This is a genomic window from Methylobacterium platani, from assembly GCF_001653715.1.
GTDB lineage: Bacteria > Pseudomonadota > Alphaproteobacteria > Rhizobiales > Beijerinckiaceae > Methylobacterium > Methylobacterium platani.
The window spans coordinates 97,890-121,963 of sequence record NZ_LWHQ01000015.1 but is presented as its reverse complement, the minus strand read 5'-3'; the positions used below and the strand labels follow the sequence as shown (position 1 = coordinate 121,963).

Sequence of the window (24,074 nt, the reverse complement as noted above, 5' to 3'; positions counted from 1 at the left end):
CGCGCAAAGGCGCGCGCCTCCTGCACCTCATCTTAAACGGCGGCGGGCGAGAACGGGGGCGACCTCGCCGGATCCGCCCATGTCGACCAGCCATCCAAAGTCGACCAGCCTTCCCACCTCGACCGCCGCGCTCGGGACCGCTTCCCGGCCCGGCCCGGTCCTTGCCCGCGCGCAGGTGCCGGCGACGGCCGCGGCGCTGCTGCTCTCCGCCTTCCTGCTGTTCTCGGTCCAGCCGATGTTCACCAAGATGGTGCTGCCGCGCCTCGGCGGCAGCCCGGCGACGTGGTCGGTCGCCCTGGTGGTGTTCCAGGCGCTGCTGCTCGGCGGCTACCTCTACGCCCATCTGCTGGCGCGGCGGCTCGGCACCCGCACGGCGCTCGCGGTCCATCTCGGGCTGATGCTGGTCGCCGGGCTCGCCTTGCCGATCGGCCTGCCCGCGGGCTGGGGCGCCCCGCCGGCGGAGAACCAGGCGCTCTGGCTCGTCGGGCTGTTCGCGACGGCGGTCGGGCTGCCGTTCTTCGCCCTGTCGGCGAACGGCCCGCTGCTCCAGGCCTGGTTCACCCGCTCCGGCCATGCCCGGTCCGGCGACCCGTATTTCCTCTACGCCGCCTCGAATGTCGGCTCCTTCGCCGCGCTCCTCGCCTATCCGCTCCTGATCGAGCCTCTCTGGCCCCTGCGCGGGCAGGCCGGGGCGTGGGGCGCGGGCTTCGCCGTCCTCGGCCTCCTCATCCTGGGCGCGGGCCTCGCCTGCGCGCCGGCGGGCGATCCGCATCGCTCCGGCGCCGCGACGGCGCCGGTCTCGCCGGCACCGGGCCGGCGCCGGCGCGCCGCCTGGATCGGCCTCGCCTTCGTGCCCTCCGCCCTCCTGGTCTCGGTCACCGCCCACATCTCGACCGACGTGGCGGCGGCGCCGCTCCTCTGGGTCGCGCCCCTCGCGCTCTTCCTTCTCACCTTCGTGATCGCCTTCCGGGACGGGACGGGCCTGCCCGGCGGGATGCTGCTGCGCCTCCAGGTCTGGGGCACGGCGCTCGCGCTCGCCAGCTTCGTCGTCGGCTTCGGGCTGTGGGGCGGGCTCGCGCTCCATCTCGGTCTGTTCTTCGTCGCCGCCCTGATCGGCCACGCCACGCTCTACCACCTGCGCCCGGCCCCGGACCGGCTGACCGAGTTCTACGTCTGCGTCTCCCTCGGCGGGGTGCTCGGCGGCATCGCCTGCGGGCTCGTCGCGCCGCTCGCGGTCTCGCGGGTGGTCGAGTACCCGCTGCTGATCGTCGCCGCCCTGGCGTGCCGGCCGGGCTTCTTCGCCGGCAGCGCCCGCGCCTGGCTCGTCCGGGGAGCGCAGGGCGGTCTCGCGGGCCTCGCGGCGGCCGGGATCATGGTGCTGGCCGGGCAGCTTCTCGGCGTTCCCGCCCCGGCGCAGCTCCTCGCCCTCGCGGGGGCGGGCCTCGTGGCGGCGAGCTGGCGCGACCCCCACCGCCTCGCGGTGGCCGGCCTGCTCGCCCTCTGCGCGTGCCTGGCGGCGATGCAGGCGGATGCCGCCGTCAGCCTGCGCTCGTTCTTCGGCATCCACCGCATCGTCGAGACGCCGGACGGGACGATGCGGCTCCTCATGCACGGCACCACCGTGCACGGGGCGATGCGGCTCGCCAACCCGGACGGCACCCCGGCCGACGGCCCGCCGGAGCCCCTCGTCTACTACACGCCCGAGGGACCGCTCGGGACGGCGATCCGGGAGGTCCGCGCGGCGCGGGCCGGCTCCCTCGGTGCCGTCGCGGTGATCGGGCTCGGCACCGGAAGCCTCGCCTGCCACCGGGCCGGGACCGAGGCTTGGCGCTTCTACGAGATCGATCCGGTCGTCGCCCGCATCGCCCGCGACCCCGCGCGATTCCGCTTCCTCTCGGCCTGCGGCCCCGACATGCCGGTGGTGCTGGGCGATGCCCGCCTGACTCTCGCCGACGCGCCCGGCGGCCTGGGGCTCCTCGTCGTCGACGCCTTCTCGTCCGACGCGATCCCCGCCCATCTCCTCACCCGCGAGGCCCTGGCGCTCTACCTCGCGAAGCTCGCGCCGGACGGCGTGCTGGTGGTGCACATCACCAACCGCCACCTCGATCTCGGCCGCATCCTGGCCCGGGTCGGGGCGGAATTCGGCCTCGCCACCCATGTCGCCCGCGAATCGTTCCCCTTCGATCCGGCGCGGTTTCGCGCCGCCGCCACCGTCGCGGTGCTCGCGCGCGATCCCGCCCGTCTCGGCGCGCTCGCGGCCTGGACGCCGATCGCCCCGGACATGGCACGGCGGCCCTGGACCGACGATTTCTCCAACATCCTCCAGGCGATGGCCGACAAGCGCGCGCTCCCGCGTCCTTCGAACGATTGACGCGAAGCCGTGCGCCTGCCATCCGCGGGCGCTGGACCGGCCGCGCGCGGCCGGGACTGAGGCCCGAGGACCCTCCGAGGACGTATGACCGACCTGTTCGAGACGATCCGCCGCGTGCTGGTGCCGATCCACAAGGAGGGCTATCCCTTCATCGCGATCGGCATCGTCCTGACGGTGCTCGCCGGCACCTTCGTGCAGTTCCTCGGCTGGATCTTCCTGCTGCTGACGCTGTGGGTCTGCTACTTCTTCCGCGACCCCGAGCGGATCGTGCCGGTCGGCGACGGACTGGTGATCTCGCCGGCCGACGGGCGGGTGAACCTGATCAGCACCGTGCTGCCGCCGGCCGAGCTCGACCTGCCCTCCGTGCCGATGCTGCGGATCTCGGTGTTCATGAACGTGTTCGACTGCCACGTGAACCGCGTGCCGGTCACCGGCCGCATCGACCAGATCCACTACACCCCGGGCCTGTTCCTCAACGCCGAGCTCGACAAGGCGAGCGAGGACAACGAGCGCAACGGCCTCGTGATCGAGACGCGCCAGAACGGCGAGACCGTGCGGATCGGCGTGGTGCAGATCGCCGGCCTCGTGGCGCGCCGCATCGTCGACTGGATCAAGCCCGGCGACGACCTCACCGTCGGCGACCGGTTCGGCCTGATCCGCTTCGGCTCGCGGGTCGACGTCTATCTGCCGGCGGGCACGCGGGTGCTGGTCGGCCTCGGCCAGAAGGCGGTGGCCGGCGAGACCGTGCTCGCCGACCTGCGCGGGACCGGCCCGGTGCGGCAGTTCCGCCGCGTCTGACAGGGGAGGGACCCGCCATGGACGACCTCTTCCCGCCCTTCGCCCCCGAGCCGAACGAGCCCAGACCGCGCCGGTTCAAGCCGGTGCCGGTGCGGATGATCATCCCCAACATGATCACCCTGATGGCGGTCTGCCTCGGGCTCACCGCCGTGCGCTTCGGCTTCGAGGGCAAGTTCGAGCCGGCGGTGATCGCGATCGTCGCCGCCGCGGTGCTCGACGGCGTCGACGGGCGGGTGGCGCGCCTGCTCAAGGGCACCTCGCGCTTCGGCGCCGAGCTCGATTCGCTCGCCGACTTCGTCAATTTCGGCTGCGCCCCGGCGCTGATCCTCTACAGCTTCGTGCTGCACAACCTGAAGCAGCTCGGCTGGATCGTCGCCCTGATCTTCGCCATCGCGATGGCGCTGCGGCTCGCCCGCTTCAACGTGATGCTGGACGATCCCAACCGGCCGGAATGGAAGAAGGATTTCTTCGTCGGCATGCCGGCCCCGGCCGGCGCGCTGACCGTGATGCTGCCGCTCTACCTGCACTTCCTCGGCTTCGAGATGGCGCCCGGGCTCGCGCCGGTGGCGCTGATCTACATGCTGGTGATCGCCCTGATGGTGATCTCCACGGTGCCGACCTTCTCGGGCAAGACCGTCGGCAAGCGGGTGCCGCGGGAATACGTGCTGCCGATCTTCGTCGTCACGGTGGCGGCGTTCGGGCTCCTGATCAGCTTCCCGTTCGAGATCCTGGCGCTGCTCAGCCTCGGCTATCTCTGCGCGATCCCGATCGGCGCCAACCAGTACCGGCGCAAGCTCAAGGCCGAGGCGGCCGCCGCGCCCTCGCTCCCCGGCGACGACGAGGCCCCGGCGGCCTGAAGGGCGGCGGCGGGCACGGCCCGCCGCGGTATGGATCACGCCCGCCGCGCCACCAGGAACAGCCGCGGGAAGGGCAGGAGCACCCGGCCGTCGCCCTGCGCCGGATAGGCCCCGCGCAGGGCCGCCTCGTAGCGGGCGAGATAGGCGGCCTGACCCTCCGGGCTCAGCGGCGCCAGGAACGGCCGCAGGCCGGTGGAGCGCACCCACTCGACGATGCCGCGATGGCCGGGAAGCGGGTGGATGTAGGTCGTGCGCCATAGATCGACGGTGCAGCCCGCCTCCGACAGCCACGCATCGTAATCCCGGACCGTGCCGAGGGTGGTGCGCGCCCCCGCGGCCCCGGCCAGCGCCTCGCGGAACGGCGGCTCCTCGGCCACCTCGCGCATCAGCCGGTGCGACGGCTCGTCGAGATTGTCCGGCATCTGCACGGCGAGGCAGCCGCCCGGCGCCAGGAATCCGGCCAGCCGCGGCAGCAGGGCGGCGTGATCGGGCAGCCATTGCAGCACCGCGTTGGCGAAGATCAGGTCCGGCGCCGCCTCGGGTGTCCAGGCGGCGAGGTCGGCCTCGACGAAGACGACGCCCGGGAGAGTGCGGCGCGCCTCTTCCAGCATCGCCGGCGAGGAATCGAGCCCGGTGATCGTCGCCGCGGGGAAGCGGCCTGCGAGGAGCGCGGTGCTGTTGCCCGGCCCGCAGCCGAGATCGACCGCCCGGGCGGGCGCGGCGAGCGGCACCCGCGCCAAGAGGTCGGCGGCCGGCCGGGTGCGCTCGTCGGCGAATTTCAGGTACTGGCCCGCATCCCAATCCACCATCGGACGACTCCCCGCTGCGCTCGCGCGCCCCAGCTTAACCGAAGTTGGTCCGCCCGGGTGACGCCGTGTCGTGCAAGGCAGGCCCACGCCCGGGCGCAGGCCCGCACGAGGAGATCGGCATGCTCGAGGAATTCAAGAAGTTCGCCCTGCGCGGCAACGTGGTCGACCTCGCGGTCGGCGTGGTGATCGGCGCGGCCTTCGGGGCGATCGTGACGTCGCTGGTGCAGGACGTCATCATGCCGACGGTCGGCGCGATCACCGGCGGGCTCGACTTCTCGAACTACTACCTGCCGCTCTCCTCCAAGGTGCAGAGCGGCCTCGCCTATGCCGAGGCCAAGAAGCAGGGCGCGGTGCTCGGCTACGGCCAGTTCGTCACCGTGGCGCTGAACTTCCTGATCGTCGCCTTCGTGCTGTTCCTGGTGATCCGCGGCATGAACCAGCTGGCGCGGCGCGAGGAGGTGAAGAAGGAGGATCCCGCCGACGTGAAGCTGCTGACGGAGATCCGCGACCTGCTGGCGGCGCGGCGGTGACCCTCACGTCTTGGCCGGCAACTGCCGCAGGATGTCCTTCAGGGCATCCTCCACCGCCTCGCGGCCGGTGTCGTGCGCCTTCAGCCGGCCTTCCAGGCGGCGCAGCTGCGGGGTGAATTCGGGCGGCAGGCCCGGATCGCCAAGGTAGTCCGGCTTCTCGGCCTGGACGTTGTAGGCCGAGCGGAGCTGCTGCCCGAGGTGCTCGCGCACGGGCTCCGGCAGCGCGGCGTCGTGGTTCTCGTGCGGGTCGGAGGGCATGGGATCCGTATCGTTCAAGGTTCGCGGCGCCGTCGGCGTCCGTCTCGAAGCAGAACGGTGATCGACCTGGTTTCGTTGCGAGTTTTTCTGGAAACGACAGACCCGGATCGGTGCCGTCCGAAAGCAAAAAGCCCCGGCACCGATGCCGGGGCTTTCCGAAAGGCCATCGCGCCGCCCGAAGGCGGCGCGAACCTCGACTCAGTCGATGACCTGCACGATGCGGCGGGTGCCCGGATCGACCAGCACGACGCGGTCGTTGACCACGGTGTAGCGGCGGCCGCGGATGCCGTAATCGGCCGGGACCTCGTAGTAGCTCACGCCCGAGGAGGGCAGCACGGTGCCGACGGCCACGTCGCCGTCCCAGTCGTACGAGCGGTGCTGGCGCACGGCGTAGGAGCGGAAGCGCGGACGGTCGTCGACGCCGAGCAGGCCGCCGACCGCGCCGGTCGCGGCGCCGACCGCGCCACCGACGATCGCACCGACCGGGCCCGCCGCGGCGGCACCGTCCTCGGCGCCGCGCTGGGCCCCGGGGAGCAGGCCCTGGGCCTGGGCGGCCATCGGCAGCGAGAGGGCGAGGGCGGCGGCAGCCAGGAAGGTCTTCTTCATCGGATCGATCTCCGTTTCGTCAGTCCACCCCGGTCGAGCGGGGCAGCTCTCGGGGGTGGTAACGTCGCGGTCGGCGAAACGGTTCAATCGATCCCCGCATTTTGTCGCGTAACCCCGCGGGAGTACTCCGCGAGGCCGTCCGGGCCGGATCAGGCGTCCTTCGGCATCGCCGACTGGATCAGCCGGTCGGTGCCGAGATCTTCCTCGTCGTAGCCCAAGAGTTCCGCCAGACGGCCGCGGGCGCGGCTGACGCGGCTCTTCACGGTGCCGACCTTGCAGCCCATGATCGCCGCCGCCTCCTCGTAGGAGACGCCCTCGGCGCCGACCAGCACCAGGGCCTCGCGCTGGTCCGGCGGCAGCTTGGCGAGCGCGCTCTGCAGGTCCTCGACGTCGAGCCGGTCGCCCTGGTGCGGCGCGGTGGCCAGCCGCGCGGCGTAGGAGCCGTCCTGGTCCTCGACCTCGCGCACCCGCTTGCGGTGGTCGGAGTAGAAGATGTTGCGCAGGATGGTGAACAGCCAGGCGTTCAGGTTGGTGCCGGCCTGGAACCGGGCCCGGTGCTGCCAGCCCTTGAGCAGCGTGTCCTGGACGAGGTCGTCGGCCCGGGCCGGGTTGCTGGTCAGCGAGAGCGCGAAGGCGCGCAGGGACGGCACCGCCTGCAGCAGCCCGTCGCGGAATTCCGGCAGGACGACCTCGCCCTGCGCCTTGAGCGCCGCTTCCAGGCGCGCGACCAGCTCGGCGAACCGGTTGTCCGGATCGGCGTTGCCCAGGGATTCGTAGGTCTCCCGGAGCTGGGTGCCGAGATGCGACCGGATGCTGGCCGAGAGGCCGGGGCGCGCCTCGGCCGACGGGTTCGGGGCGGTGTCTCGCGTCATGGCTCTCGCGTCTGCCTGCCAGAGGAGGAAGATGGGCCCGGGGGCCGCGGCCGGAAAGGGCGAGCTTAGCGAGAAACAGACCGTAACGGATAGACCCGCCGTGCCACGGCGCGGCGTCAGCCGCCCGCGCCGGCCCCGGTCTCGTCGCCGTCCGGCACGCCGAGGCGGAAGGCGATCACCTCGCCGGGGGCGAGGTCGGTCCAGCGCTCGTCGCGGGTGAGCGGGCGCGTCGCCACCACGGTCACGATGTCGTCGGGCGTCGTCTCTTCCGCGAAATCCACCCGCCAATCCTCGTCGATCAGCGTCGCGGTGCCGAACGGCGCCCGGCGGGTGAGGGTGCAGAGCCGCTTGCCGCAATGGGCGTAGAGGGTGCGGCTGTCGGAGAGCAGCATGTTGAACACGCCGAGCCCGTGCAGCTCGGCGCAGAGTTCGCGCACCGCCCCGTCGAGCCGGGTCGGCTTCGGCAGGCTGCCCCACCGCTCCTCGAGCCGCCCCAGCATCCAGCAGAAGGCGTGTTCGCTGTCGGTGGTGCCGACCGGCCGGAACCGGCTGAGCTTCAGGCGCTTAACGCCCTTCAGCTGGCCGTTATGCGCGAAGGTGAAGGTGCGCCCCCACAATTCGCGGCTGAACGGATGCGTGTTCTCCAGGGTCACCCGGCCGCGATTGGCCCGGCGGACATGGGCGATCACGATCCGGCTCTTGATCGGGTATTGCCGCAGGAGCCGGGCGATCTCCGAGCGGGCGCTCGGCTCCGGATCGTGGAAGCTGCGGCAGCCGCGGCCTTCGTAGAACGAGATGCCCCAGCCGTCCTGATGCGGTCCGGTCTCGCCGCCGCGGCGCGCCAGGCCCGCGAAGCTGAAGCGGATATCGGTCGGGACGTTGGCGCTCATGCCGAGCAATTCGCACATCGGGCCAATATAGCGCCGCGCCGGTGAGCGGGGAGTGAACGAAGGCCTGCCGCATGGTCAGAGATTGCCTCATTTGCAGGCAGCGACCCATCGTTCAAAGAGTTTGACCAATCGTTCAAAACCGGCATGCTGCTTGCGACGCCATGGCAAGGCCGACGCGCTCGGCCTCACGCAGCGTCCAATCGACGATGGAGGAGACGACCCATGGCGACCATCCCGACGGGGGCTCCGAGCGGGGCCGGCGCGGCGGAGCACGCCGACGTCATCATCAAGCCGACCTACGACGAGAACCTCGTCAACCCGGACCTCGCGCCCCTGCGCAAGCAGAGCTGGGGCGCCTACAACATCTTCGCCTTCTGGATGTCGGACGTGCACAGCGTCGGCGGCTACGTCACCGCCGGCAGCCTGTTCTCGCTCGGCCTCGTGAGCTGGCAGGTCCTGCTCGCGCTGCTGATCGGCATCGTGATCGTGCAGGTGTTCTGCAACCTCGTCGCCAAGCCGAGCCAGGTCTCGGGTACGCCCTATCCGGTGATCTGCCGCGCCTCGTTCGGCGTGAAGGGCGCCAACATCCCGGCGATCATCCGCGGGCTGATCGCGGTGGCGTGGTACGGCATCCAGACCTATCTCGCCTCGAGCGCCCTGATGATCGTGGCGCTGCGGTTCTTCCCCGACCTCGCGCCCTACGCCGACGTCGCTCGCCACGGCTTCGTCGGCCTCTCGACGCTCGGCTGGGCCTCGTTCATGCTGCTCTGGGTGCTGCAGGCGCTGGTGTTCTGGCGCGGCATGGAGGCGATCCGGGTCTTCATCGACTGGGCCGGCCCGGCGGTCTACGTCGTGATGATCGCGCTCGCCGTGTACCTCGTCGCCAAGGCGGGCCTCGACAACGTCAGCCTCACGCTCGGCGAGGTGAAGTATACCGGCTGGGCCGCCGTCCCGGTGATGATCAACGCGGTCGCCCTCGTCGTGTCCTATTTCTCGGGGCCGATGCTGAATTTCGGCGACTTCTCGCGCTACGGCCAGTCCTTCGCGGCGGTCAAGCGCGGCAACTTCTGGGGCCTGCCGGTCAATTTCCTCGGCTTCTCGATCCTGACCGTCGTCACCACCTCCTGCACCCTGCCGGTCTTCGGCCACATGATCACCGATCCGGTCGAGACGGTGAGCCGGATCGACAGCACCTTCGCGGTGGTACTCGGCGCCTTCACCTTCATGACGGCGACCATCGGCATCAACATCGTGGCGAACTTCGTCTCGCCGGCCTTCGACTTCTCGAACGTCGCCCCGAAGACGATCAGCTGGCGGATGGGCGGGATGATCGCGGCCGTCGGCTCGATCTTCATCACGCCGTGGAACCTCTACAACAACCCGGCGGTGATCCACTATACGCTCGACGTGCTCGGCGCGTTCATCGGCCCGCTCTTCGGCATCCTGATCGCAGACTTCTACGGCGTGAAGAAGCAGCGGGTGATCGTCGACGACCTCTACGTGATGGGGCCGACCGGCGCCTACTGGTACGAGAACGGCTACAACATGGCCGCCGTGATGGCGGTGGTGCCCTCGGCGCTGGTGCCGGTGCTCTGCGCGGTGGTGCCGGGGCTGGAGGGGCTGGCCAACTTCACCTGGTTCATCGGCTGCGGGCTCGGCTACGTCACCTACAGCCTGCTGATGAAGCGCCAGCCGCGGCTGGTGGCGCGGGCGGTGTGAAGACCGACGAGGCCTGTCCCGGGGGCGCCCGCACTCACCACGCTGCCGGGCGAGCCTCGGGTTTCTCCTCTCCCCGTGGGCGGGGAGAGGGGGGTGCGCCCGGCCCGGCGTGCAAACCTTTCAAGCACTCGGGCCGGAACCACCCTCGACCGTCAACCCCAGCCCCCCGAAGACCAATTGGACGATCGTCGCCTTGGCGGCGTCGTAGTCGGCCTCTTCCAACTGCCGCTTCTGCTTCATGATCGCCATCTGGCCCGAAAAGTCGGCATAGGCCTGGGTCATCGCCCAGATGCAGAAGAACAGGTCGGGCGGGCTGATCGGCGTGATCCGGCCCAGAGCCGCCCACTCGCTCACCCGCGCGCATTTCTCGATCAGCAGCGGTGTCGAGACCGTCTCGATGAACCCGCCGATGAACGGCGCGCCGGAGATGATCTCCATCGCGTAGATCTTCGACAGGAAGGGATGGTCGCGGGAGAAGTCGACCTTCTTGTGGATGTAGCCGCGCAGCAGCGTCGCGAGGTCGGAGTCCATGTCGAGGGCGGCGAGGTCGCGCGCCCACTGCTTCATCGCGCGCTCCAGGATGGCGCAGTAGAGGTCTTCCTTGTCGTTGAAGTAGTAGTAGATATGGGCCTTGGCGATGCCGGCCTTCTTGGCGATCAAAGCCGTGGTGGCGCCGCGCAGGCCGAAATGCCCGAAGATGAACTCGGCCGCATCGAGGATCTTGTCCTCGGCGTTGGGCACCGGCAGCGGCTTGCGGGTACGGTCCGAGGGGCGGCGGAGCTGGTAGTCGTTCGTGGTGGCGGGCTTCGTCTCTGGTGGCATGGGGCCGACGCCGATCCTCCGCGATACGGGATCGGTGGTAGCAGGCTTCACCGGTCGCGACGAGAGCGCCGGACGCATCCTCTGATCGGACCGCGACACTCGTCAATCTCCCCTTTCCCGGACGACTGAAACGCAATGGAAGGAGATCCGGGATCCGGCACAGGAAGTGCCGCGAAGCGGCTCTGTCGACTGCTCCGTTGCAGACATTCTGACGCTTCGCGACTTTTCGTGCTGGATCCCGGATCTCCTTCCGCTATCGCTGCAGTCGTCCGGGAAAGGGGAGGGTTGGATTGCACGCCTTTGCCTGGTCTTCAGCACGCCGATATGCCGAACGAACTCGAATTTAACCCCGCGACAGGTAATCCACCAGCGTCATCGTGAACAGGATGCCGACCCAGAAGAATCCGATGCAGGCGAACAGCTTCACCAGCGGCGGATCGTGGCGGACCTCCATCGAGAACAGCAGGATCGTCACCACCATGGCGCCCGCCACGATCAGCTCGACGATCCAGACATGCGGGAAGGGGAGGGTGGCGCCCAAGGCGACGTTGATGCCGAGCATCGCCAGGAGCGCGCCCGCCGTCAGGACCGGCTCGCGCATGTGCCGCCAGAGGATGCGGCGCTCGTCGTGCGTACCGAACAAAGGGGGGCTCCTATCGGTTGAGCACGTAGAGGGTCGGGAAGGCGAGGATCCAGATCAGGTCGATGAAGTGCCAGTAGAGGCCGAAGATCTCGATCCGGTTCTGGTGCCGCGTCAGGAAGCCCGCCCGGCTCGCCTGCCAGGTCATCACCAGCAGGATGGTGATGCCGGTCATCAGGTGGAGGCCGTGCAGGCCGGTCGCGACGTAGTACAGGTTCACGAACAGCCGCGAGGGGGGTGAGTCCTTCAGCTCGTAGGGCCGGTCGGACAGGAACGGCATCATGTGTTCCTGGTAATCGGCGTAGTACTCGTAGCCCTTGAGGACCAGGAACAGGGTGCCCAACGCCGCCGTGGCGAGCATGAACCGGACCATGCCGCGCTGCCAGCCGAGGCGCGAGAGCTGAATCGCCCCCGACATGGTCAGGCTCGAGCCGATCAGCACCACGGTGTTGGTGGCGCCGATCCAGAATTTCAGGTGGCGCGCCGCCTCCTGCACCGCCTCCGGGTGGATGATCCGCAGGACGAGCGCCGTGAGGAACAGGCCGGCGAAGAGCAGGAGTTCGGTCAGCAGCCAGGCCCACATCCCGAGCACGGCGGCGTGCTTCTGCTGCTCCACCGTGGCGAAGTGCGAGACGAGCTCGACGCCCACGGCGCTGTCGGAGGCCCCGGCGCTCACGAGTGGTGCCTCCCGGTCTCCTGGGCCTGGATCGGGTAGTCGTAGGGCACCTTCGGCGCCACCGGCTCGGTGACGAAGTTGTGGGCCGGCGGCGGCGACGACACGGTCCATTCGAGGCCGCGGGCGTCCCAGGGGTTCGCCGGCGCCCGCTTCCCGAACCAGATCGAGTAGACGAGGTAGACCATCGGGAAGATGTAGCCGACCGCCAGGATGGTCGAGCCCGCCGAGGACAGGATGTTGAGGAACTGGAATTCCGGCGGATAGACGTGGTAGCGCCGCGGCATCCCGAGATAGCCGAGGATGAATTGCGGGAAGAAGGTGACGTTGAAGCCGATGAAGATCAGGAAGGCGGAGATCCGGCCCCAGGCCTCGATATACATCCGCCCGGTGATCTTCGGCCACCAGAAATGCAGGCCGCCGAGGAAGGCCAGCACCGTGCCGCCGACCATGATGTAGTGGAAGTGCGCCACGACGAAGTAGGTGGCGTGGACGTGCTGGTTGATGGCGAGCGTCGCGAGATAGAGACCCGTGAGGCCGCCGAGGACGAACAGCCCGATATAGCCCATGGCGTAGAGCATCGGCGTGTCGAGCTTGAGCGAGCCCTTGTGGATCGTCGCGGTCCAGTTGTAGACCTTGACCGCCGACGGCACCGCCACCGCGAAGCTGAGCACCGAGAACGCCAAGCTGGCGAAATCGCTCTGCCCGTTGACGAACATGTGGTGGCCCCAGACGAAGAAGGTCACCGAGGCGAGCCCGATCGCCGCGTAGGCGACGAACTTGTAGCCGAACAGCTTCTTCTGCGCGAAGGCGGGGACGATCTCGGAGATCACCCCCATGCCCGGCAGCACCATGATGTAGACCGCCGGGTGCGAGTAGAACCAGAACAGGTGCTGGAACAGCACCGGGTCGCCGCCATAGGCCGGATCGAACACCCCGATATGGAAGGCGCGCTCGGCGATCAGCAGCACCAGGGCCACGGTGATGACCGGGGTGGCCAGCAGGAAGATCAGGCTGGTGGCGTAGTGGGTCCAGACGAAAATGGGGAGCCGGAACCAGGTCATGCCCGGCGCCCGCATGGTGTGGATCGTCACCACGAAGTTGAGGCCGGTCAGGATCGACGAGAAGCCGACGATCGTCACGCCGATGAGGGCGGGCACCACCCAGGTGTTCGAGAAGGCGGTGGAGAGCGGGGTGTAGAAGGTCCAGCCGGTATCGACGCCGCCTAAGACCACGCTCGCCAGCGTGAACAGCGCCCCGGTCATGAACACGTACCAGGAGGCGAGGTTCAGCTTCGGGAAGGCGAGGTCCCGCGCCCCGATCATCAGCGGGATCAGGAAGTTGCCGAAGGTCGCGGGGATGCTCGGGATCAGGAAGAACCACACCATCACGACCCCGTGGATCGTGAACAGCTTGTTGTAGGTGTCGTTGGTGAAGACCTGCCCGTCGGGCACGACCAGCGCCAGGCGCACCAGCCCCGCCGTCACCGCGCCGATGACGAAGAAGGCGGTGATGCTGGCGAGATAGAGCAGCGCGATGCGCTTGTGGTCGGTGGTGAAGAACCACGAGCGCAGGGTGTGCTCGGCATGCAGGTAGTCGGCGCCGTGGCCGATCCGCGAATCCGGGGTGTGGGGGTCGCGCAGGGCCGGCCCGTCGGTGATCGTACCACTCGTCATGGCTTGGCTTCCTGCTGCGCCGTCGCCCCCGTGCTCTTCAGGTAGGCGACGAGACGGTCGAGGTCGTCGGGCGGGATCACGTTGCGGAAGGCCGGCATCACCTGCTTGTAATCGGCGGCGAGCTTCTGCCGGTTCGGGTTCAGGATCTTGTCGCGCAAGTAAGTCTCGTCGGCCGTGATGGTGCGGCCGTCGGCGAGCTTGACCTCGCGGCCGTAGAGGCCGGCGAGGGAGGGCGCCCGCACCGTGGCGCCGGGATCGTGGCAGGCGCCGCAAGCATAGGATTCGTAGACGACGCGGCCGGCCCCGGCCTGGCCGCCCTGCTGGGCACCGGCATTCTGCAACCAGGCGGCGTAGTCGGCCTGGGTCATCAGGGTCAGCGTCCCGTCCATCTTCGAGTGGTCGGTGCCGCAATATTCCGAGCAGTAGAGCCGGTAGGTGCCGGTGCGGTCGGCCTTGAACCACATCTCGGTGTAGCGGTCGGGCAGGGTCGCCATCTGCATCCGCAGGGCCGGCAGGTAGAGGTTGTGGATCACGTCCTGGCTGATCATCCGGATCTTGATCGGCTGGCCGATCGGCAGGTGCAGGTCGTTGATCTCGGACTGCCCGGTCGGGTGCTGGAACTTCCACATCCACTGGCGGCCGATCGCCTCGACCACCATCGCGTCGCCGGGCACCTGCTTCGAGATGAAGAACAGCCGGGCCCCCCAGACGAAGAAGATCAGGGTGAGCAGGAACGGGATCAGCATCCAGCTGATCTCGATGAGCATGCTGCGGGTGCCGGTATGGCTGCGGTCGGCCGGCTCGCCCTGGCGGTAGCGGATCGCGAACCACGTGATGGCGACGAAGACCGGCACCGTGAGGAGCAGGGTCAGGACCGTGAAGGCGAGGATCAGCCAGTCGGTCTCGACTGCGGTGGCGGAGGCCGCGGCCGGCCAGAGGCGAAGCGCGAGGTCGGTCGGGTTCATCGAACGGGGGCTCCGCCGGCGGGCGGCAGGGAGTCGGAGGTGACGGGATCGAGGGACTTGCCCGCGATCAGGTCCATCGCGCGCGAGACCGGGATGCGGGCCCGCCCGTCGGGCAGGGCCGCGTAGCCGGTCAGCTCCGCCCGGTCCCGGGCCTCGGTGCGGGCGAGGTCCTCGTAGGGCGCGCCCTGGAGGTTCGGCGGCGGCGGCTTCACCGTCGCGGTCTGCTGCGGCGTCAGGGGCAGGGTCCCGGCGACGTTCCAGGCGCCGAACAGGTGCATCATCAGCCCCACCGCCGTGATGGCGAGCGCCACCGAGCCGGCGAGGCCGGCAACCACGAAGGCGGTGCGGCGGACGTCGACGTCCTCTTCCTCGAACCCCTCCGGGTTGTGCGGGCCGTCGTCCCGCGGCGCGGCCGGGGCGGGGCGGCGGAAGCCGGAGAGGCGCAGCAGGCCCGCCGCCGCGAGGGCGGGGAGCAGCGCGAGGGGGCCGGGCCCGGCCGGGGGATCGACGCTCTTGTCGCTCACGAGATGCGTCCCCGCAGGCGGCGATCCACCGGGCCATACAGGCCGCCGGCGACGCCCACCACGCCGATCACCGCCAGCGCATCGGCCCAGGTGAAGCGGAAGGCGCCGCGGAAACCCGGCGTGACGAGCCAGAACATCTCGGCCCCGTGCAGCAGGAGGATCAGGAGGGCGATGCCGGCCAGCAGCGCCGGCCGCCCGGCGGTGCGGCGCGGCACCAGGACGAGGGCGGCGAGCACCATCACGCCGAGGCCGGCCCAGAGCCCGAGGCGGCCGAGCGCCCCGTCGCGGGCGAGGTACCAGCGCGCCTCCTCGGGGAGGTTGGCCGACCACACGGTGAGGTACTGCGCGGCGTGGACGAAGCCCCAGATCGCCAGCAGCACCAGGATCGGGTCGGCGAAGGCGGCGGCGGTGCGCTGGTCGCGCCCCGGCCGGCCGGAGGAATCGCGCGCCGCGATCAGCGCCGCCGCCGAGACCGCGAGGCCGGCCTGGATCGTCATCACCAGGAGGCCGAAGGCGGTCGAGGCGAGGCCCGGATCGGCCGATTGCACCCAGTCCTCCGCCGCCAGCGTGCCGGTGACGGCGTAGAGAATCAGGCCGAGCACCGCCCGGCCCCGGCGCCGCCCTTCCGCCGGGCTGCCCGGCTCCGCCGCCGGACGCCGGAAGGTGTCGGCGAGCCACAGCCAGACCGCCAGGTAGGCGAGGCTGCGCAGGATGAAGAAGACGGGGGTGAACCACACGCCCGCGAAGGCCGTGCGCGGCGACGCCCCCCGGTCCCACGGATAGAGGCCGTGGAGGCTGAGCAGCACCGGCAGCAGCAGCAGGCCGGCGATCGGCAACAGGCCGAGCAGGCGGCGCAGGGACGCCGCCATCGGGCCGGCGGCGAAGCCGGCGAGCTCGAGCCCCATCAGCAGCGGCAGGCTGCCGGCCGGCAGGGCCACCAGCACCAGCCAGGCGGCGAGGTAGGACGGCATCACCGGGCTGCCGGAGGCGCCGGCGAGCGCGCAGGCCGCCAAGGCCGCCACGCCGAGGGCGAGGGAGATCGGACGGCGATTCATCGCGTCGCTCCGGAGGCGGGAGCCTTGGCGGGAGCTTTGGCGGCGGCCGCGACCGCGGCCTGGTCCTCCGCCGGCAGGCTCGCCAGCGTCGCGCCCTGGCTCAGTTGCAGCGCGCGAACATAGGCGACGATCGCCCACCGGTCGGCCGGCGGCACCTGGGCGCCGTAGGAGAGCATGTTGCCCTTGCCGTTGCTGATGACGTCGTAGAAGTGCTTGGCCGGTGCCGCGCGCAGGCGGGCCTCGTCGAAGGAGGGCGGGCGCGGATAGCCGCGCTGGACGATTATGCCGTCGCCGCGGCCGGCGCCGCCGTGGCAGGGCGTGCAGAACACCGCGTAGCGCTCCTGGCCCCGGGCCAGCAGGGCCGGGGTCGCGGCGGCCGGCTGCGGCACCGGCCGGTCGGGCGCCGCCCGCGGCACGGTGCCGGGGGCGGGCAGGCGCATCGTCTGCCCTTGCGGGAAGAACGGGTTGCTGTCCCAGGTCTTGGCCTTGGGCTGGCTCACCATGTCGGCCCGGTCGCAGGCCGCCAGAGCGAGCGGGATGAGCAGGGCGAGGCGCTTCACAGCGGCACCCTCCGGACCATCAGCGGCCGGCCTTGCGGCAGCCGCGCCAGGGCCTGCTCGATCCGGTCGGGATCAAAGCGGGAGCCCGCCGCCTCGAGGGCGAGGAAGAAGCGGTCCTCGCTCGCCCGCACGAAGCCGGGAATCGCGAAGGCCGGGTGGTTGAGCCGCGGCAGGCGGTTCTGGAACAGCAGCGCCAGCACGGCGGTCAGCCCGCCGCAGAGGGTGCCGAACGACACGCTCGGCACCATGAAGGCCTGCCAGGAGAAGCGCGGCCGCCCGCCGACGTCGAACACGTAGTCGAAGCCGGTGGCGTAGAGGCACATCGCCATGAAGGCGGCGCCTCCCGCCAGGGCCGCCCCGAGGGCGAGGAGCGGCAGGACGCCGGCTGGGCGGCCGAGGAGCGCGGCGGCCCGGCCCATCGGCACCGGGCCGTAGGTCTCGATCCGGGCGCCGAGATCGCGCCCCTTCAGGGCCTGCACGGCGGCGGCGAGCGTCCCGGCATCGTCGAACTCGGCGCTGACGCCCCAGAGCGGCGCCTGCGCGGTCTCGGCGAGGGTCGGGGCGGCCTCGCCGCTCGGTCGTCCGTCCGGGTGGGCTTCCGCGAAGCGCTTGGTCTCGGTGATCGACACCATCGGCAGGGTGCGCAACCCGAGGAGCAGCAGGGCCAGGAACAGGCCGACCGAGCCGGCCAGCGTCGCCAGTCCCCACACGCCCATCGAATAGGGATGGGCCGAGGAGGGCAGGAAATCGTGGCTGAGCGTCACGATCAGCAGCATGAAGTGGTCGCCGAAGCTGCCGATCGCGGCGGCGATGCCGACGAGGGCCACGACGAGGCCGGAGCGGCGGAACGCGCGGAACCAGAACAGCTGCACCGGCAGAAGCGCGAAGACCACGATGAGCCAGAACGCCCAGGCATGCGGGCCGGACAGGCGCCGCACCAGCACCGCCCGGTCGTAAGGATCGCCGTGGAGCAGGCTCGAGAAGATCTCGGTGGCGTAGCAATAGGCCGAGGCGAGGCCGAGGACCAGCATCAGCCGCGCCATCAGGGCGAGGTGCCGCCCGGTGATCAGCGCCTCGAGCCCGAGGGCCCGGCGCACCAGCACGGTCAGCGCCGCCGTGACGCCGACGCCCGAGAGCAGCGAGGCGGCCAGGAACGTCACCGGCAGCAGCGTGTCGTGCCAGCCCGGCAGCACCGTGCCGGCGAGCATCACCGACGCCCCGGTCTGGAGCGAGACGACGAGCACGAGGGCGAGGGCCGAGAGGGTGCGGACGGCGAGGAGCCAGCGCTCCCAATGCGTCGAGGCCCCGCGCCAGCCGAGCGCCAGGATGCCGTAGGCCTGCGCCTTGAGCAGCGTCAGCCGCCGGCGCCGGCCGCTTCCCTCGTCGGCGGCCCGGATCTCGCCCTGCACCGCCTCGAAGGCGCGGTCGCGCAAGGCCGCGAAGTCGGGCAGCAGGCCGACATACCACAGGCTCAGGCACACCCCCAGGAAGCTGATGATGTCGATCGCGTCCCAGACCAGCGGCGAGCGGAATTGCGGCCAGAGCGCCAGGGTGTTGGGATAGGGCAGGGTCCAGTAGAACACCCAGGGCCGCCCGAGATGGATGATCGGGTAGAGGGCGGCGGCGGCCGCGGCCAGGATCGCCGTCGTCTCGGCGATGCGGTCTATCCCCGAGCGCCAGGCCGCGCCGGTGAGCCGCAGGGTCGCGGAGGTGAGCAGCGCCCCGCAGGCGATGCCGATCCACCAGTCGTAGGCGACGATGTCGAGCGCCCAGACGACCGGGTTGTTGTTGTGCCAGACCCCGACGCCGTTGAGCAGCAGCCAGCCGAGCGCCGCGGCGAACACGCCGAGCAGCCCGCAGGCCCCCGCGAAGGCGATCCACCACGCCCGCGAGCGGGTGCGGGCCGAGGCCCCGGTGACGGCGCGCCCGATCGAGGCGAAGTCCTCGCCGGCGGCGAGGAGCCCGGCGCGGGGGTTCAGGGCGCCGCTCACAGGGGGCTCCCAAGCTTGGCGCTCCCGGGCGTCACGGCGGCCTCCTCGACCAGCCGGGCGAGGTAGGTGGTGCGCGGCCTGGTGTTGAGCTCGGCGAGGAGGCCGTAATTGCGCGGATCGGCGGCGGCGGCCGCCACCCGGCTGCCGGAATCGCGCAGGTCCCCGAAGGTGATGGCGCGGGTCGGGCAGGCGCCCTGGCAGGCGGTCTCGACCGCGCCGTCGGGAATCGGGGCGTGCTCGCCCTTCGCCGAATCGATCCGCGCCGCGGCGATGCGCTGGACGCAGTAGGTGCATTTCTCCATCACGCCGCGGGCCCGGACCGTCACCTCCGGGTTGCGCTGCTGCTGCTGGACCGGCGCCGTGTCGCCGGAATAGTCGAGGTAGTTGAAGCGCCGGACCTTGTACGGGCAGTAGCTCGAGCAGGCGCGGGTGCCGACGCAGCGGTTGTAGACCATGAGGTTCAGGCCCTCGCGGTCGTGGACGGTCGCCTCCACCGGGCAGCCGACCTCGCAGGGCGCCTGCTCGCAATGCATGCAGGGCACCGGCATGAAGTGGGTTTTCGGCGTCTCGAGCCCGCCCTCGTAGTAGCGGTCGATCCGCAGCCAGTGCAGCCAGCGGCCGAGAGCCACTTCCTCCTTGCCGACGACCGGGATGTTGTTCTCGGACTGGCAGGCGGTGACGCAGGCGTTGCAGCCGATGCAGGCATCGAGGTCGATGACCATGCCCCAGGCGCGCTCGCTGCCGTAGCGCCCGCCGGGCGAGGTCGGGGCCGGGGGATAGAGCGAGGGCAGGGCCTCGCGGGCGACGACGGGCGTGGTCGAGCCCACCGCCTGCACGCGGATGAAGTCGTGCCCCTCCATGGTGCCGTGATCCTGCGTCGTCACCGGCGGCGCCCTGCGCCCCGTCTTGGCGAGCGTCGCCTCGGGCTGGCGCCAGGGCGTGGCGCCGGGGCGGATCGGGTAGGCGTCGTAGCCGAGCCCGTCGGCGAGCTGCTCCGGGATCCTCCGGCCGTAGCCGAGCCCGACCGTGACGGAATCGTCGGCCTGGCCCGGCTGGATCCAGACCGGCCCCTCGATCCGCCGGCCCGCGGCCTCGAGGGTCACGACGTCGCCCTGGCGCAGCTCCTCGCGCTCGGCGAGGGCGGGGCTCACCGCGATCACGTTGCCCCACACCACCTTGGTCAGGGGCTTGGGGAGTTCCTGCAGCCAGGCGAGGTTGGCGAGGCTTCCGTCCCACACGGTCGCGTCGGCCCGGAACAGCACCTCGACCCGCCGGGCGGGACCGGCGGGCGAGGGCGCCGGGCGGGCGGGGACGACGGGGGCCGGCACCGGCGCTCCGACGGTCTCGGCCGGAAGCGCGGTGTTCTCCAGGAAGCCGGCTTGGAGGAAGGCCTCGCGCCGGGCGTCCCAGGCGGCCTCCGCCTCGCCGGGACGGCGCCAATGGGCATCGAACAGGGCGCGCCCGTCCTTCGCCTCGGCATCGGTGAGGATCGACAGGATCTCCGGACCCGAGCGGCCGTCGTAGAGCGGGCGCACCGTCGGCTGGATCGGCGTCACCGTCCCGTCGAGGGAGCGGGCATCGCCCCAGGCTTCGAGCGGGTGGGCGAGCGGCAGGTTCCAGTCGCAGTGGAACGCGGTCTCGTCCTGGTAGAGCCCGGCATGGACCTTGAGCGGGACCCGCCCCAGGGCCTCCAGGAAGCCGAGGTCGCCCGGCGCGTCGTAGACCGGGTTGACGTCGAGCATCACCAGGAGCTGCACCTCGCCCCGGCGCATCGCCTCCGTCAGCGCCGACAGCGGCTCCGCGTCGAGCACCGGGACCGGCGCGGTGTGGAAGACGGTGCGGCCGGTATTGCCGAGGGCCGCGTTGAGGCGGTGGACCTGGGCCAGCAGCTCCGGCCCTCCATGCGCGCCGGCGAGGACGATGCCGCTGCCGCGCGCCGCGTCCAGGCCTGCGAAGGCCGCCCTGCGCCAGGACGCGGCGGGACCGTCGCCGGTGGAGGGCGCCCCGCCCCCGGCCTGGGCCAGGAGGTCGCGCACGATTCCCTCCAGCCCCTCCGAGCCGATGACGAGCGGCGTGTCGGCCTTGGCCGAGGTCAGGTTCGGGCTCGGGCCGGCATGGTGGAGAGGCAGCAGCCGGCCCTCGGCGGCCGCCCTGCGCCGGGCCTCGACCCAGTCCCGCGCCTGGCCGACCTGGCCGGGGCCGGGATCGAGCAGGTCGCCGTCGAGGGAGACCACGACCTTGGCCTCATCGAAGCGCCAGCGGGTCTCGAGCGGCCGCCCGAGGGCGAGGCGGGCTCCCTCGTAGAGCGCGTCGCGCCCGGTCGGGGCCGAGACGTGCCAGCGCATGGCCGGAAAGTCGCGGCGCATCGCGGCGATCTGGGCTGCCAGCGACGGCGAGGTGACCGGGCCGGTGAGGAGGTGGAGGCCCCGCCCGCCGTCGGCGGCCTTGAGCGCCGCGAAGCGCCCGGTCATCGCCGCGCGGAAGGCCTGCCACGAGCTCGGCCGGCCGAGCGCCTGGGGTGTCTGGAGCCGGAACGGGTCGTAGAGCCCGAGCACCGAGGCCTGCCCGAACACGTCGGTACCGCCGCGGCTCCACGGGTGATCGGCATTGCCCTCGATCTTGAGCGGGCGGCCGTTGCGGGTGGTGACCGTGATGCCGTTGGCGAAGCCGTCGACCAGCGCCGCCGAGGCGTAGGCGAGGGGGGCGCCCGGGACGATCCGCTCGGGCTGGCGGACGTAAGGAACCTCCTGCGCGCGCCCGTCCGGCTGGCCGCAGGCGGCAAGCCCGCTCATCGCGAAGGAGGCGGCCATCAGCTTGAGGAAGCCGCGCCGGTCGGGCGCGGCGGCCAGCCGCGCGGCGGCCGGGTACTCGGTGTCGAGGAAGGCCCGGAACGCGGGCGAATCCGCCACCGCGTCGAGGCTGCGCCAGAAGGCCGGGCCGTCGCCGGCGGCGAGGCGGGCGCGCAGCGCCCCGATGTCGTCGGTCATCGGTGGCAGATCCCGCATTCGGTCAGCCGCTCGCCGCCGCGGATATGGTACTGGCGTACCAGCTCCGGCCCGATCTCGGCCTGGTTCGCCGGCGGGCTCCAGGTCATGTCGAGGATCTGGTCCTTCGGCCGCACGTATTTCTCGGGGTTGCGGTGGCAATCGAGGCAGAAGCTCATCTCGAAGGCGTTGGCCCGGTAGGTGAGCTGCATGTCGGTGACCGTGCCGTGGCAGGTCGAGCAGCCGATGCCGTTGGTCACGTGGACCGAGTGGTTGTAGTAGACGTAGCCCGGCAGCTTGTTCAGGCGGGTCCAGACCAGGGGCTGATCCTTGGCGTAGCTCGCCCGCACCGGCTCCAGCATGTCCGAGCCGGACCAGATCTGCGTGTGGCAGGTCATGCAGGTATGGGTCGGCGGGAGGCCGGCGGTGGCCTGGGTCTCGACGGTGGTGTGGCAGTAGCGGCAGTCGATCTTCAGCTCGCCCGCATGGTGCTTGTGGCTGAACGGCACCGGCTGGGCCGGCGCCACCCCGACGCCGGTGACGTAGGAGGAGCGCACCAGCCCCGCCCCCACTACCGGCAGGGCCGCGAGGCACGCGGCGCCGGTCAGGAGCGCGAGGCGCAGGAGGGCGTCGGCACCCGGGGCGAAGAGCTGGCGCACGGCGTCAGGCCTCGCCCTGGAGAGGTGCCGGACGCCTCGGGCCCGAGACGGAAATCACGCTTCGCACCCCGTCCTCGTCATGCCGCCGCCGCTCCCCTGGAACGATGCCAAGCTAGGTGGCGCAGGCGTCGGCGACGGCCAGATGCCCCGGAGACGGATCATCAGGGTGCGACAGCGTGGCCCCGCCCCGGCGCCCCGCCGCGGCGGTCCGCCCGGTCTCACGACGGGTCGGGTACGGCCCGCACCATCAGGGCCGCCCCCGCGCCGTAGCCGGGGGGCGCGGCCTCTGGGATCGGCCGGAAGCCGTGGCGGCGCCAGAAGCCGGCGGCGTCGCCGACCGCGACCAGCACCGCCTCGGGCAGGCGGCGGCGCGCCGCCGCGTCGAGCATCAGCCCGACGACCTCCCCCGCCGCGCCGCGGCCCCGCGCGCCCGGGTCGAGCGCGACGTCGTGGATGCACCACGCGCCCGCCGGCTCCGGCAGCGCCCCGACGAGGGTGTCGAGCTCCGGCACCGCCCGCGCCCGCCACGGATGACCGATCGCGTAGCCGAGCAGGCCGTCGTCGCCCGCAAGGGCGAAGCAGCCCTCCGGGCACAGGCGCAGGCGCTCGGCCATCACCGCGTCGTCCTCCGGGTAGTCCGGATGGATGCGGGCGGCGAGGCGGGCGGCGGCGGCGAGGTCCGGCGCCCGCAACGGGCGCCAGCGGGCGGCGGGGCGGCTCAGCGGGCGGCCTCGTACGCGAAGGCCGGCGCGGCCTGGAGCTGCGCCTTGGTCAGCCGCACCTCCGCCTCCGCCACCGTGCCGTCGCCGGTCGCCAGCACCGTGGCGCGGCCCCGGGGCTCGGGCGCCATGACCGAGCCGGTGGCGTCGTCGACGGTGCCGCTGCGCTTCTGCGGCACGGCGGCGAGCGCCTGGTCGGTGACCGTCGCGCCGGGCATGGTCTGCGGGCCGGCGCTCGCTGCCGCGGCCTCGCTCGGCGCCCGCTCCGGCGTGGTGTGGGAGGGCGGCGCCCCGGCGGCGGCCCGCCCGGTGTTCCAGGCGAGCGCGCCGAACGGCACCGCCACGGATTTCTGGCCGATGCCGAGGAAGCCGCCGACGCCGATCACCACCGCGCGCACCCGCCCGTCCTCGGTGAGCAGCACGTCCTCGATCTCGCCGACCCGGACGTGGTCCATGCCGATCACCTTGACCCCGACGAGCTTCGAGGCCCGCAGGCTGCCCGGCTCCGGCCGGGTGAGGAAGCCCGCGGCCGGATCGGAGGCCGGGGCGGGCTGCTGGGCGAGGGCCGGCGCGGCGGCCAGCAGGCCGGCGAGGGCGAGGGGAAGAGCGGCGAGGGGACGGGCGTTGCGCAAGGCGGCGCGCATGATCGGGTCTCCGGGATCGTGATGCAGGGCTCGAGGTCTCAACGGCAGCGGCGCGCCGCGGTTCACCGGCGCAGCCGGTCGATCACCCCGCCGACCGTCGCCCGCGCCGAGCCGACGGCCGCGAGCGCCCAGTCCCTCGCCCGGGCGACGACGCCCCGCGTGGCGCGGGCCCGCACCTCGGCCTCCTGCGCCGCCAGCATCGCGTGGACGTAGGCGTCCTCCTGCGGCTTGCAGGCCTCGAGGGCCGCGCGTTGCGCCGCCCGCCGCTCCATCCCGAGGGGCTGTCCGGCGAAGGCCTGGCGCAGGCAGGCATGCCAGCCGCCTTCGAGAGCCTGAAGGGCCGCGTCCTCGGCCGCGGCCGGCCCGCCGGCGAGGACGAGCAGGAGCGGCACGAGGCCGGCGCGGCCTCGTCGGTGCGGTCCCGGTGCGGTCCCTGCGGCATGGTCCACGAT

Annotated in this window: 24 protein-coding genes; 5 read left to right on the top strand and 19 right to left on the bottom strand. The window is 71.6% G+C overall.

Annotated features, from left to right (window positions below):
- Positions 1–79: 79 nt before the first annotated feature.
- The 3 genes from A5481_RS08160 (at position 80) to pssA (ending at position 4,026) form a co-directional block, all read left to right on the top strand.
- Complete coding sequence (locus A5481_RS08160; RefSeq protein ID WP_048434162.1) at positions 80–2,371, top strand: spermidine synthase; 2,292 nt, start codon at positions 80–82, stop codon at positions 2,369–2,371.
- Between the two features lie 84 nt (positions 2,372–2,455).
- Positions 2,456–3,169, top strand: coding sequence for a phosphatidylserine decarboxylase (locus tag A5481_RS08155; protein ID WP_048434161.1), 714 nt, complete (start codon positions 2,456–2,458; stop codon positions 3,167–3,169).
- Positions 3,170–3,186: 17 nt separating this feature from the next.
- The gene (gene pssA / locus A5481_RS08150) at positions 3,187–4,026 is read left to right on the top strand and encodes a CDP-diacylglycerol--serine O-phosphatidyltransferase (RefSeq protein ID WP_048434160.1); all 840 of its coding nucleotides are present in this window, start codon (positions 3,187–3,189) and stop codon (positions 4,024–4,026) included.
- Positions 4,027–4,061: 35 nt separating this feature from the next.
- Here pssA and tam read toward each other — a convergent pair whose 3' ends face one another.
- On the bottom strand, positions 4,062–4,835 hold the full coding sequence (gene tam / locus A5481_RS08145; protein WP_048434159.1) for a trans-aconitate 2-methyltransferase: 774 nt from the start codon (positions 4,833–4,835) through the stop codon (positions 4,062–4,064).
- 119 nt (positions 4,836–4,954) lie between these two features.
- Here tam and mscL point away from each other — a divergent pair, with 119 nt between their 5' ends.
- Positions 4,955–5,365, top strand: a complete 411-nt coding sequence (mscL, locus tag A5481_RS08140) for a large conductance mechanosensitive channel protein MscL (protein ID WP_048434158.1) — start codon at positions 4,955–4,957, stop codon at positions 5,363–5,365.
- Between the two features lie 3 nt (positions 5,366–5,368).
- Here mscL and A5481_RS08135 read toward each other — a convergent pair whose 3' ends face one another.
- From A5481_RS08135 to A5481_RS08120, 4 genes are all read right to left on the bottom strand, one after another.
- On the bottom strand, positions 5,369–5,623 hold the full coding sequence (locus A5481_RS08135) for a hypothetical protein (RefSeq protein WP_048434157.1): 255 nt from the start codon (positions 5,621–5,623) through the stop codon (positions 5,369–5,371).
- Positions 5,624–5,821: 198 nt separating this feature from the next.
- Complete coding sequence (locus A5481_RS08130) at positions 5,822–6,229, bottom strand: DUF1236 domain-containing protein (protein WP_048434156.1); 408 nt, start codon at positions 6,227–6,229, stop codon at positions 5,822–5,824.
- A gap of 149 nt (positions 6,230–6,378) precedes the next feature.
- Positions 6,379–7,101 carry a sigma-70 family RNA polymerase sigma factor gene (locus tag A5481_RS08125; RefSeq protein WP_048434155.1) on the bottom strand — a complete coding sequence of 241 codons (723 nt, stop codon included), beginning with the start codon at positions 7,099–7,101 and terminating at the stop codon, positions 6,379–6,381.
- Between the two features lie 116 nt (positions 7,102–7,217).
- Positions 7,218–8,009 (bottom strand): class II glutamine amidotransferase, encoded by a 792-nt coding sequence (locus A5481_RS08120; RefSeq protein WP_048434154.1) that lies wholly within the window; start codon positions 8,007–8,009, stop codon positions 7,218–7,220.
- Between the two features lie 204 nt (positions 8,010–8,213).
- On the opposite strand from A5481_RS08120, the gene A5481_RS08115 reads away from it, so the two are divergent.
- Positions 8,214–9,710, top strand: a complete 1,497-nt coding sequence (locus tag A5481_RS08115; protein ID WP_048434153.1) for an NCS1 family nucleobase:cation symporter-1 — start codon at positions 8,214–8,216, stop codon at positions 9,708–9,710.
- A 120-nt stretch (positions 9,711–9,830) separates the two neighbouring features.
- Here A5481_RS08115 and A5481_RS08110 read toward each other — a convergent pair whose 3' ends face one another.
- From A5481_RS08110 to A5481_RS08045, 14 genes are all read right to left on the bottom strand, one after another.
- The gene (locus tag A5481_RS08110; RefSeq protein WP_053082376.1) at positions 9,831–10,532 is read right to left on the bottom strand and encodes a TetR/AcrR family transcriptional regulator; all 702 of its coding nucleotides are present in this window, start codon (positions 10,530–10,532) and stop codon (positions 9,831–9,833) included.
- A gap of 343 nt (positions 10,533–10,875) precedes the next feature.
- Positions 10,876–11,175 carry a cytochrome C oxidase subunit IV family protein gene (locus tag A5481_RS08105; RefSeq protein ID WP_245238844.1) on the bottom strand — a complete coding sequence of 100 codons (300 nt, stop codon included), beginning with the start codon at positions 11,173–11,175 and terminating at the stop codon, positions 10,876–10,878.
- 10 nt (positions 11,176–11,185) lie between these two features.
- On the bottom strand, positions 11,186–11,848 hold the full coding sequence (locus A5481_RS08100) for a cytochrome c oxidase subunit 3 (RefSeq protein WP_048434152.1): 663 nt from the start codon (positions 11,846–11,848) through the stop codon (positions 11,186–11,188).
- Positions 11,845–13,521 carry a cytochrome c oxidase subunit I gene (locus A5481_RS08095; protein ID WP_048434151.1) on the bottom strand — a complete coding sequence of 559 codons (1,677 nt, stop codon included), beginning with the start codon at positions 13,519–13,521 and terminating at the stop codon, positions 11,845–11,847. Before A5481_RS08095 ends, A5481_RS08100 begins: the two co-directional genes overlap by 4 nt.
- The gene (gene coxB, locus A5481_RS08090) at positions 13,518–14,486 is read right to left on the bottom strand and encodes a cytochrome c oxidase subunit II (protein WP_048434150.1); all 969 of its coding nucleotides are present in this window, start codon (positions 14,484–14,486) and stop codon (positions 13,518–13,520) included. The genes A5481_RS08095 and coxB overlap by 4 nt, the downstream gene beginning before the upstream one ends.
- Positions 14,483–15,010: a hypothetical protein gene (locus A5481_RS08085; RefSeq protein WP_064503875.1), complete on the bottom strand. Its 528-nt coding sequence runs from the start codon at positions 15,008–15,010 to the stop codon at positions 14,483–14,485. Before A5481_RS08085 ends, coxB begins: the two co-directional genes overlap by 4 nt.
- Positions 15,007–16,065 carry a hypothetical protein gene (locus A5481_RS08080; RefSeq protein ID WP_064503874.1) on the bottom strand — a complete coding sequence of 353 codons (1,059 nt, stop codon included), beginning with the start codon at positions 16,063–16,065 and terminating at the stop codon, positions 15,007–15,009. The genes A5481_RS08085 and A5481_RS08080 overlap by 4 nt, the downstream gene beginning before the upstream one ends.
- The gene (locus A5481_RS08075) at positions 16,062–16,568 is read right to left on the bottom strand and encodes a c-type cytochrome (protein WP_082173306.1); all 507 of its coding nucleotides are present in this window, start codon (positions 16,566–16,568) and stop codon (positions 16,062–16,064) included. Before A5481_RS08075 ends, A5481_RS08080 begins: the two co-directional genes overlap by 4 nt.
- Before the next feature lie 53 nt (positions 16,569–16,621).
- On the bottom strand, positions 16,622–18,616 hold the full coding sequence (locus A5481_RS08070) for a quinol:electron acceptor oxidoreductase subunit ActD (protein WP_053082496.1): 1,995 nt from the start codon (positions 18,614–18,616) through the stop codon (positions 16,622–16,624).
- Entirely contained in the window at positions 18,613–21,603 is a 2,991-nt protein-coding gene (locus A5481_RS08065) for a TAT-variant-translocated molybdopterin oxidoreductase (RefSeq protein ID WP_064503873.1), read from the bottom strand. Before A5481_RS08065 ends, A5481_RS08070 begins: the two co-directional genes overlap by 4 nt.
- The gene (locus A5481_RS08060) at positions 21,600–22,259 is read right to left on the bottom strand and encodes a cytochrome c3 family protein (protein ID WP_048437026.1); all 660 of its coding nucleotides are present in this window, start codon (positions 22,257–22,259) and stop codon (positions 21,600–21,602) included. Before A5481_RS08060 ends, A5481_RS08065 begins: the two co-directional genes overlap by 4 nt.
- 218 nt (positions 22,260–22,477) lie before the next feature.
- Positions 22,478–22,951 carry a GNAT family N-acetyltransferase gene (locus tag A5481_RS08055; RefSeq protein ID WP_082173557.1) on the bottom strand — a complete coding sequence of 158 codons (474 nt, stop codon included), beginning with the start codon at positions 22,949–22,951 and terminating at the stop codon, positions 22,478–22,480.
- Positions 22,952–22,977: 26 nt separating this feature from the next.
- On the bottom strand, positions 22,978–23,622 hold the full coding sequence (locus A5481_RS08050) for a PRC-barrel domain-containing protein (RefSeq protein ID WP_048437024.1): 645 nt from the start codon (positions 23,620–23,622) through the stop codon (positions 22,978–22,980).
- Between the two features lie 62 nt (positions 23,623–23,684).
- A complete protein-coding gene (locus tag A5481_RS08045) occupies positions 23,685–24,014 on the bottom strand; it encodes a hypothetical protein (protein ID WP_064503872.1) in 330 nt (109 codons plus the stop codon).
- Positions 24,015–24,074: the final 60 nt, after the last annotated feature.

What these genes read in the sequence shown, in the direction of transcription:
- A5481_RS08160 (WP_048434162.1), top strand. Translation starts at nt 80, where the DNA reads ATGTCGACCAGCCATCCAAAGTCGACCAGCCTTCCCACCTCGACCGCC.
- A5481_RS08155 (WP_048434161.1), top strand. Translation starts at nt 2,456, where the DNA reads ATGACCGACCTGTTCGAGACGATCCGCCGCGTGCTGGTGCCGATCCAC.
- pssA (WP_048434160.1), top strand. Translation starts at nt 3,187, where the DNA reads ATGGACGACCTCTTCCCGCCCTTCGCCCCCGAGCCGAACGAGCCCAGA.
- tam (WP_048434159.1), bottom strand. Translation starts at nt 4,835, where the DNA reads ATGGTGGATTGGGATGCGGGCCAGTACCTGAAATTCGCCGACGAGCGC.
- mscL (WP_048434158.1), top strand. Translation starts at nt 4,955, where the DNA reads ATGCTCGAGGAATTCAAGAAGTTCGCCCTGCGCGGCAACGTGGTCGAC.
- A5481_RS08135 (WP_048434157.1), bottom strand. Translation starts at nt 5,623, where the DNA reads ATGCCCTCCGACCCGCACGAGAACCACGACGCCGCGCTGCCGGAGCCC.
- A5481_RS08130 (WP_048434156.1), bottom strand. Translation starts at nt 6,229, where the DNA reads ATGAAGAAGACCTTCCTGGCTGCCGCCGCCCTCGCCCTCTCGCTGCCG.
- A5481_RS08125 (WP_048434155.1), bottom strand. Translation starts at nt 7,101, where the DNA reads ATGACGCGAGACACCGCCCCGAACCCGTCGGCCGAGGCGCGCCCCGGC.
- A5481_RS08120 (WP_048434154.1), bottom strand. Translation starts at nt 8,009, where the DNA reads ATGTGCGAATTGCTCGGCATGAGCGCCAACGTCCCGACCGATATCCGC.
- A5481_RS08115 (WP_048434153.1), top strand. Translation starts at nt 8,214, where the DNA reads ATGGCGACCATCCCGACGGGGGCTCCGAGCGGGGCCGGCGCGGCGGAG.
- A5481_RS08110 (WP_053082376.1), bottom strand. Translation starts at nt 10,532, where the DNA reads ATGCCACCAGAGACGAAGCCCGCCACCACGAACGACTACCAGCTCCGC.
- A5481_RS08095 (WP_048434151.1), bottom strand. Translation starts at nt 13,521, where the DNA reads ATGACGAGTGGTACGATCACCGACGGGCCGGCCCTGCGCGACCCCCAC.
- coxB (WP_048434150.1), bottom strand. Translation starts at nt 14,486, where the DNA reads ATGAACCCGACCGACCTCGCGCTTCGCCTCTGGCCGGCCGCGGCCTCC.
- A5481_RS08080 (WP_064503874.1), bottom strand. Translation starts at nt 16,065, where the DNA reads ATGAATCGCCGTCCGATCTCCCTCGCCCTCGGCGTGGCGGCCTTGGCG.
- A5481_RS08075 (WP_082173306.1), bottom strand. Translation starts at nt 16,568, where the DNA reads ATGGTGAGCCAGCCCAAGGCCAAGACCTGGGACAGCAACCCGTTCTTC.
- A5481_RS08065 (WP_064503873.1), bottom strand. Translation starts at nt 21,603, where the DNA reads ATGACCGACGACATCGGGGCGCTGCGCGCCCGCCTCGCCGCCGGCGAC.
- A5481_RS08050 (WP_048437024.1), bottom strand. Translation starts at nt 23,622, where the DNA reads ATGCGCGCCGCCTTGCGCAACGCCCGTCCCCTCGCCGCTCTTCCCCTC.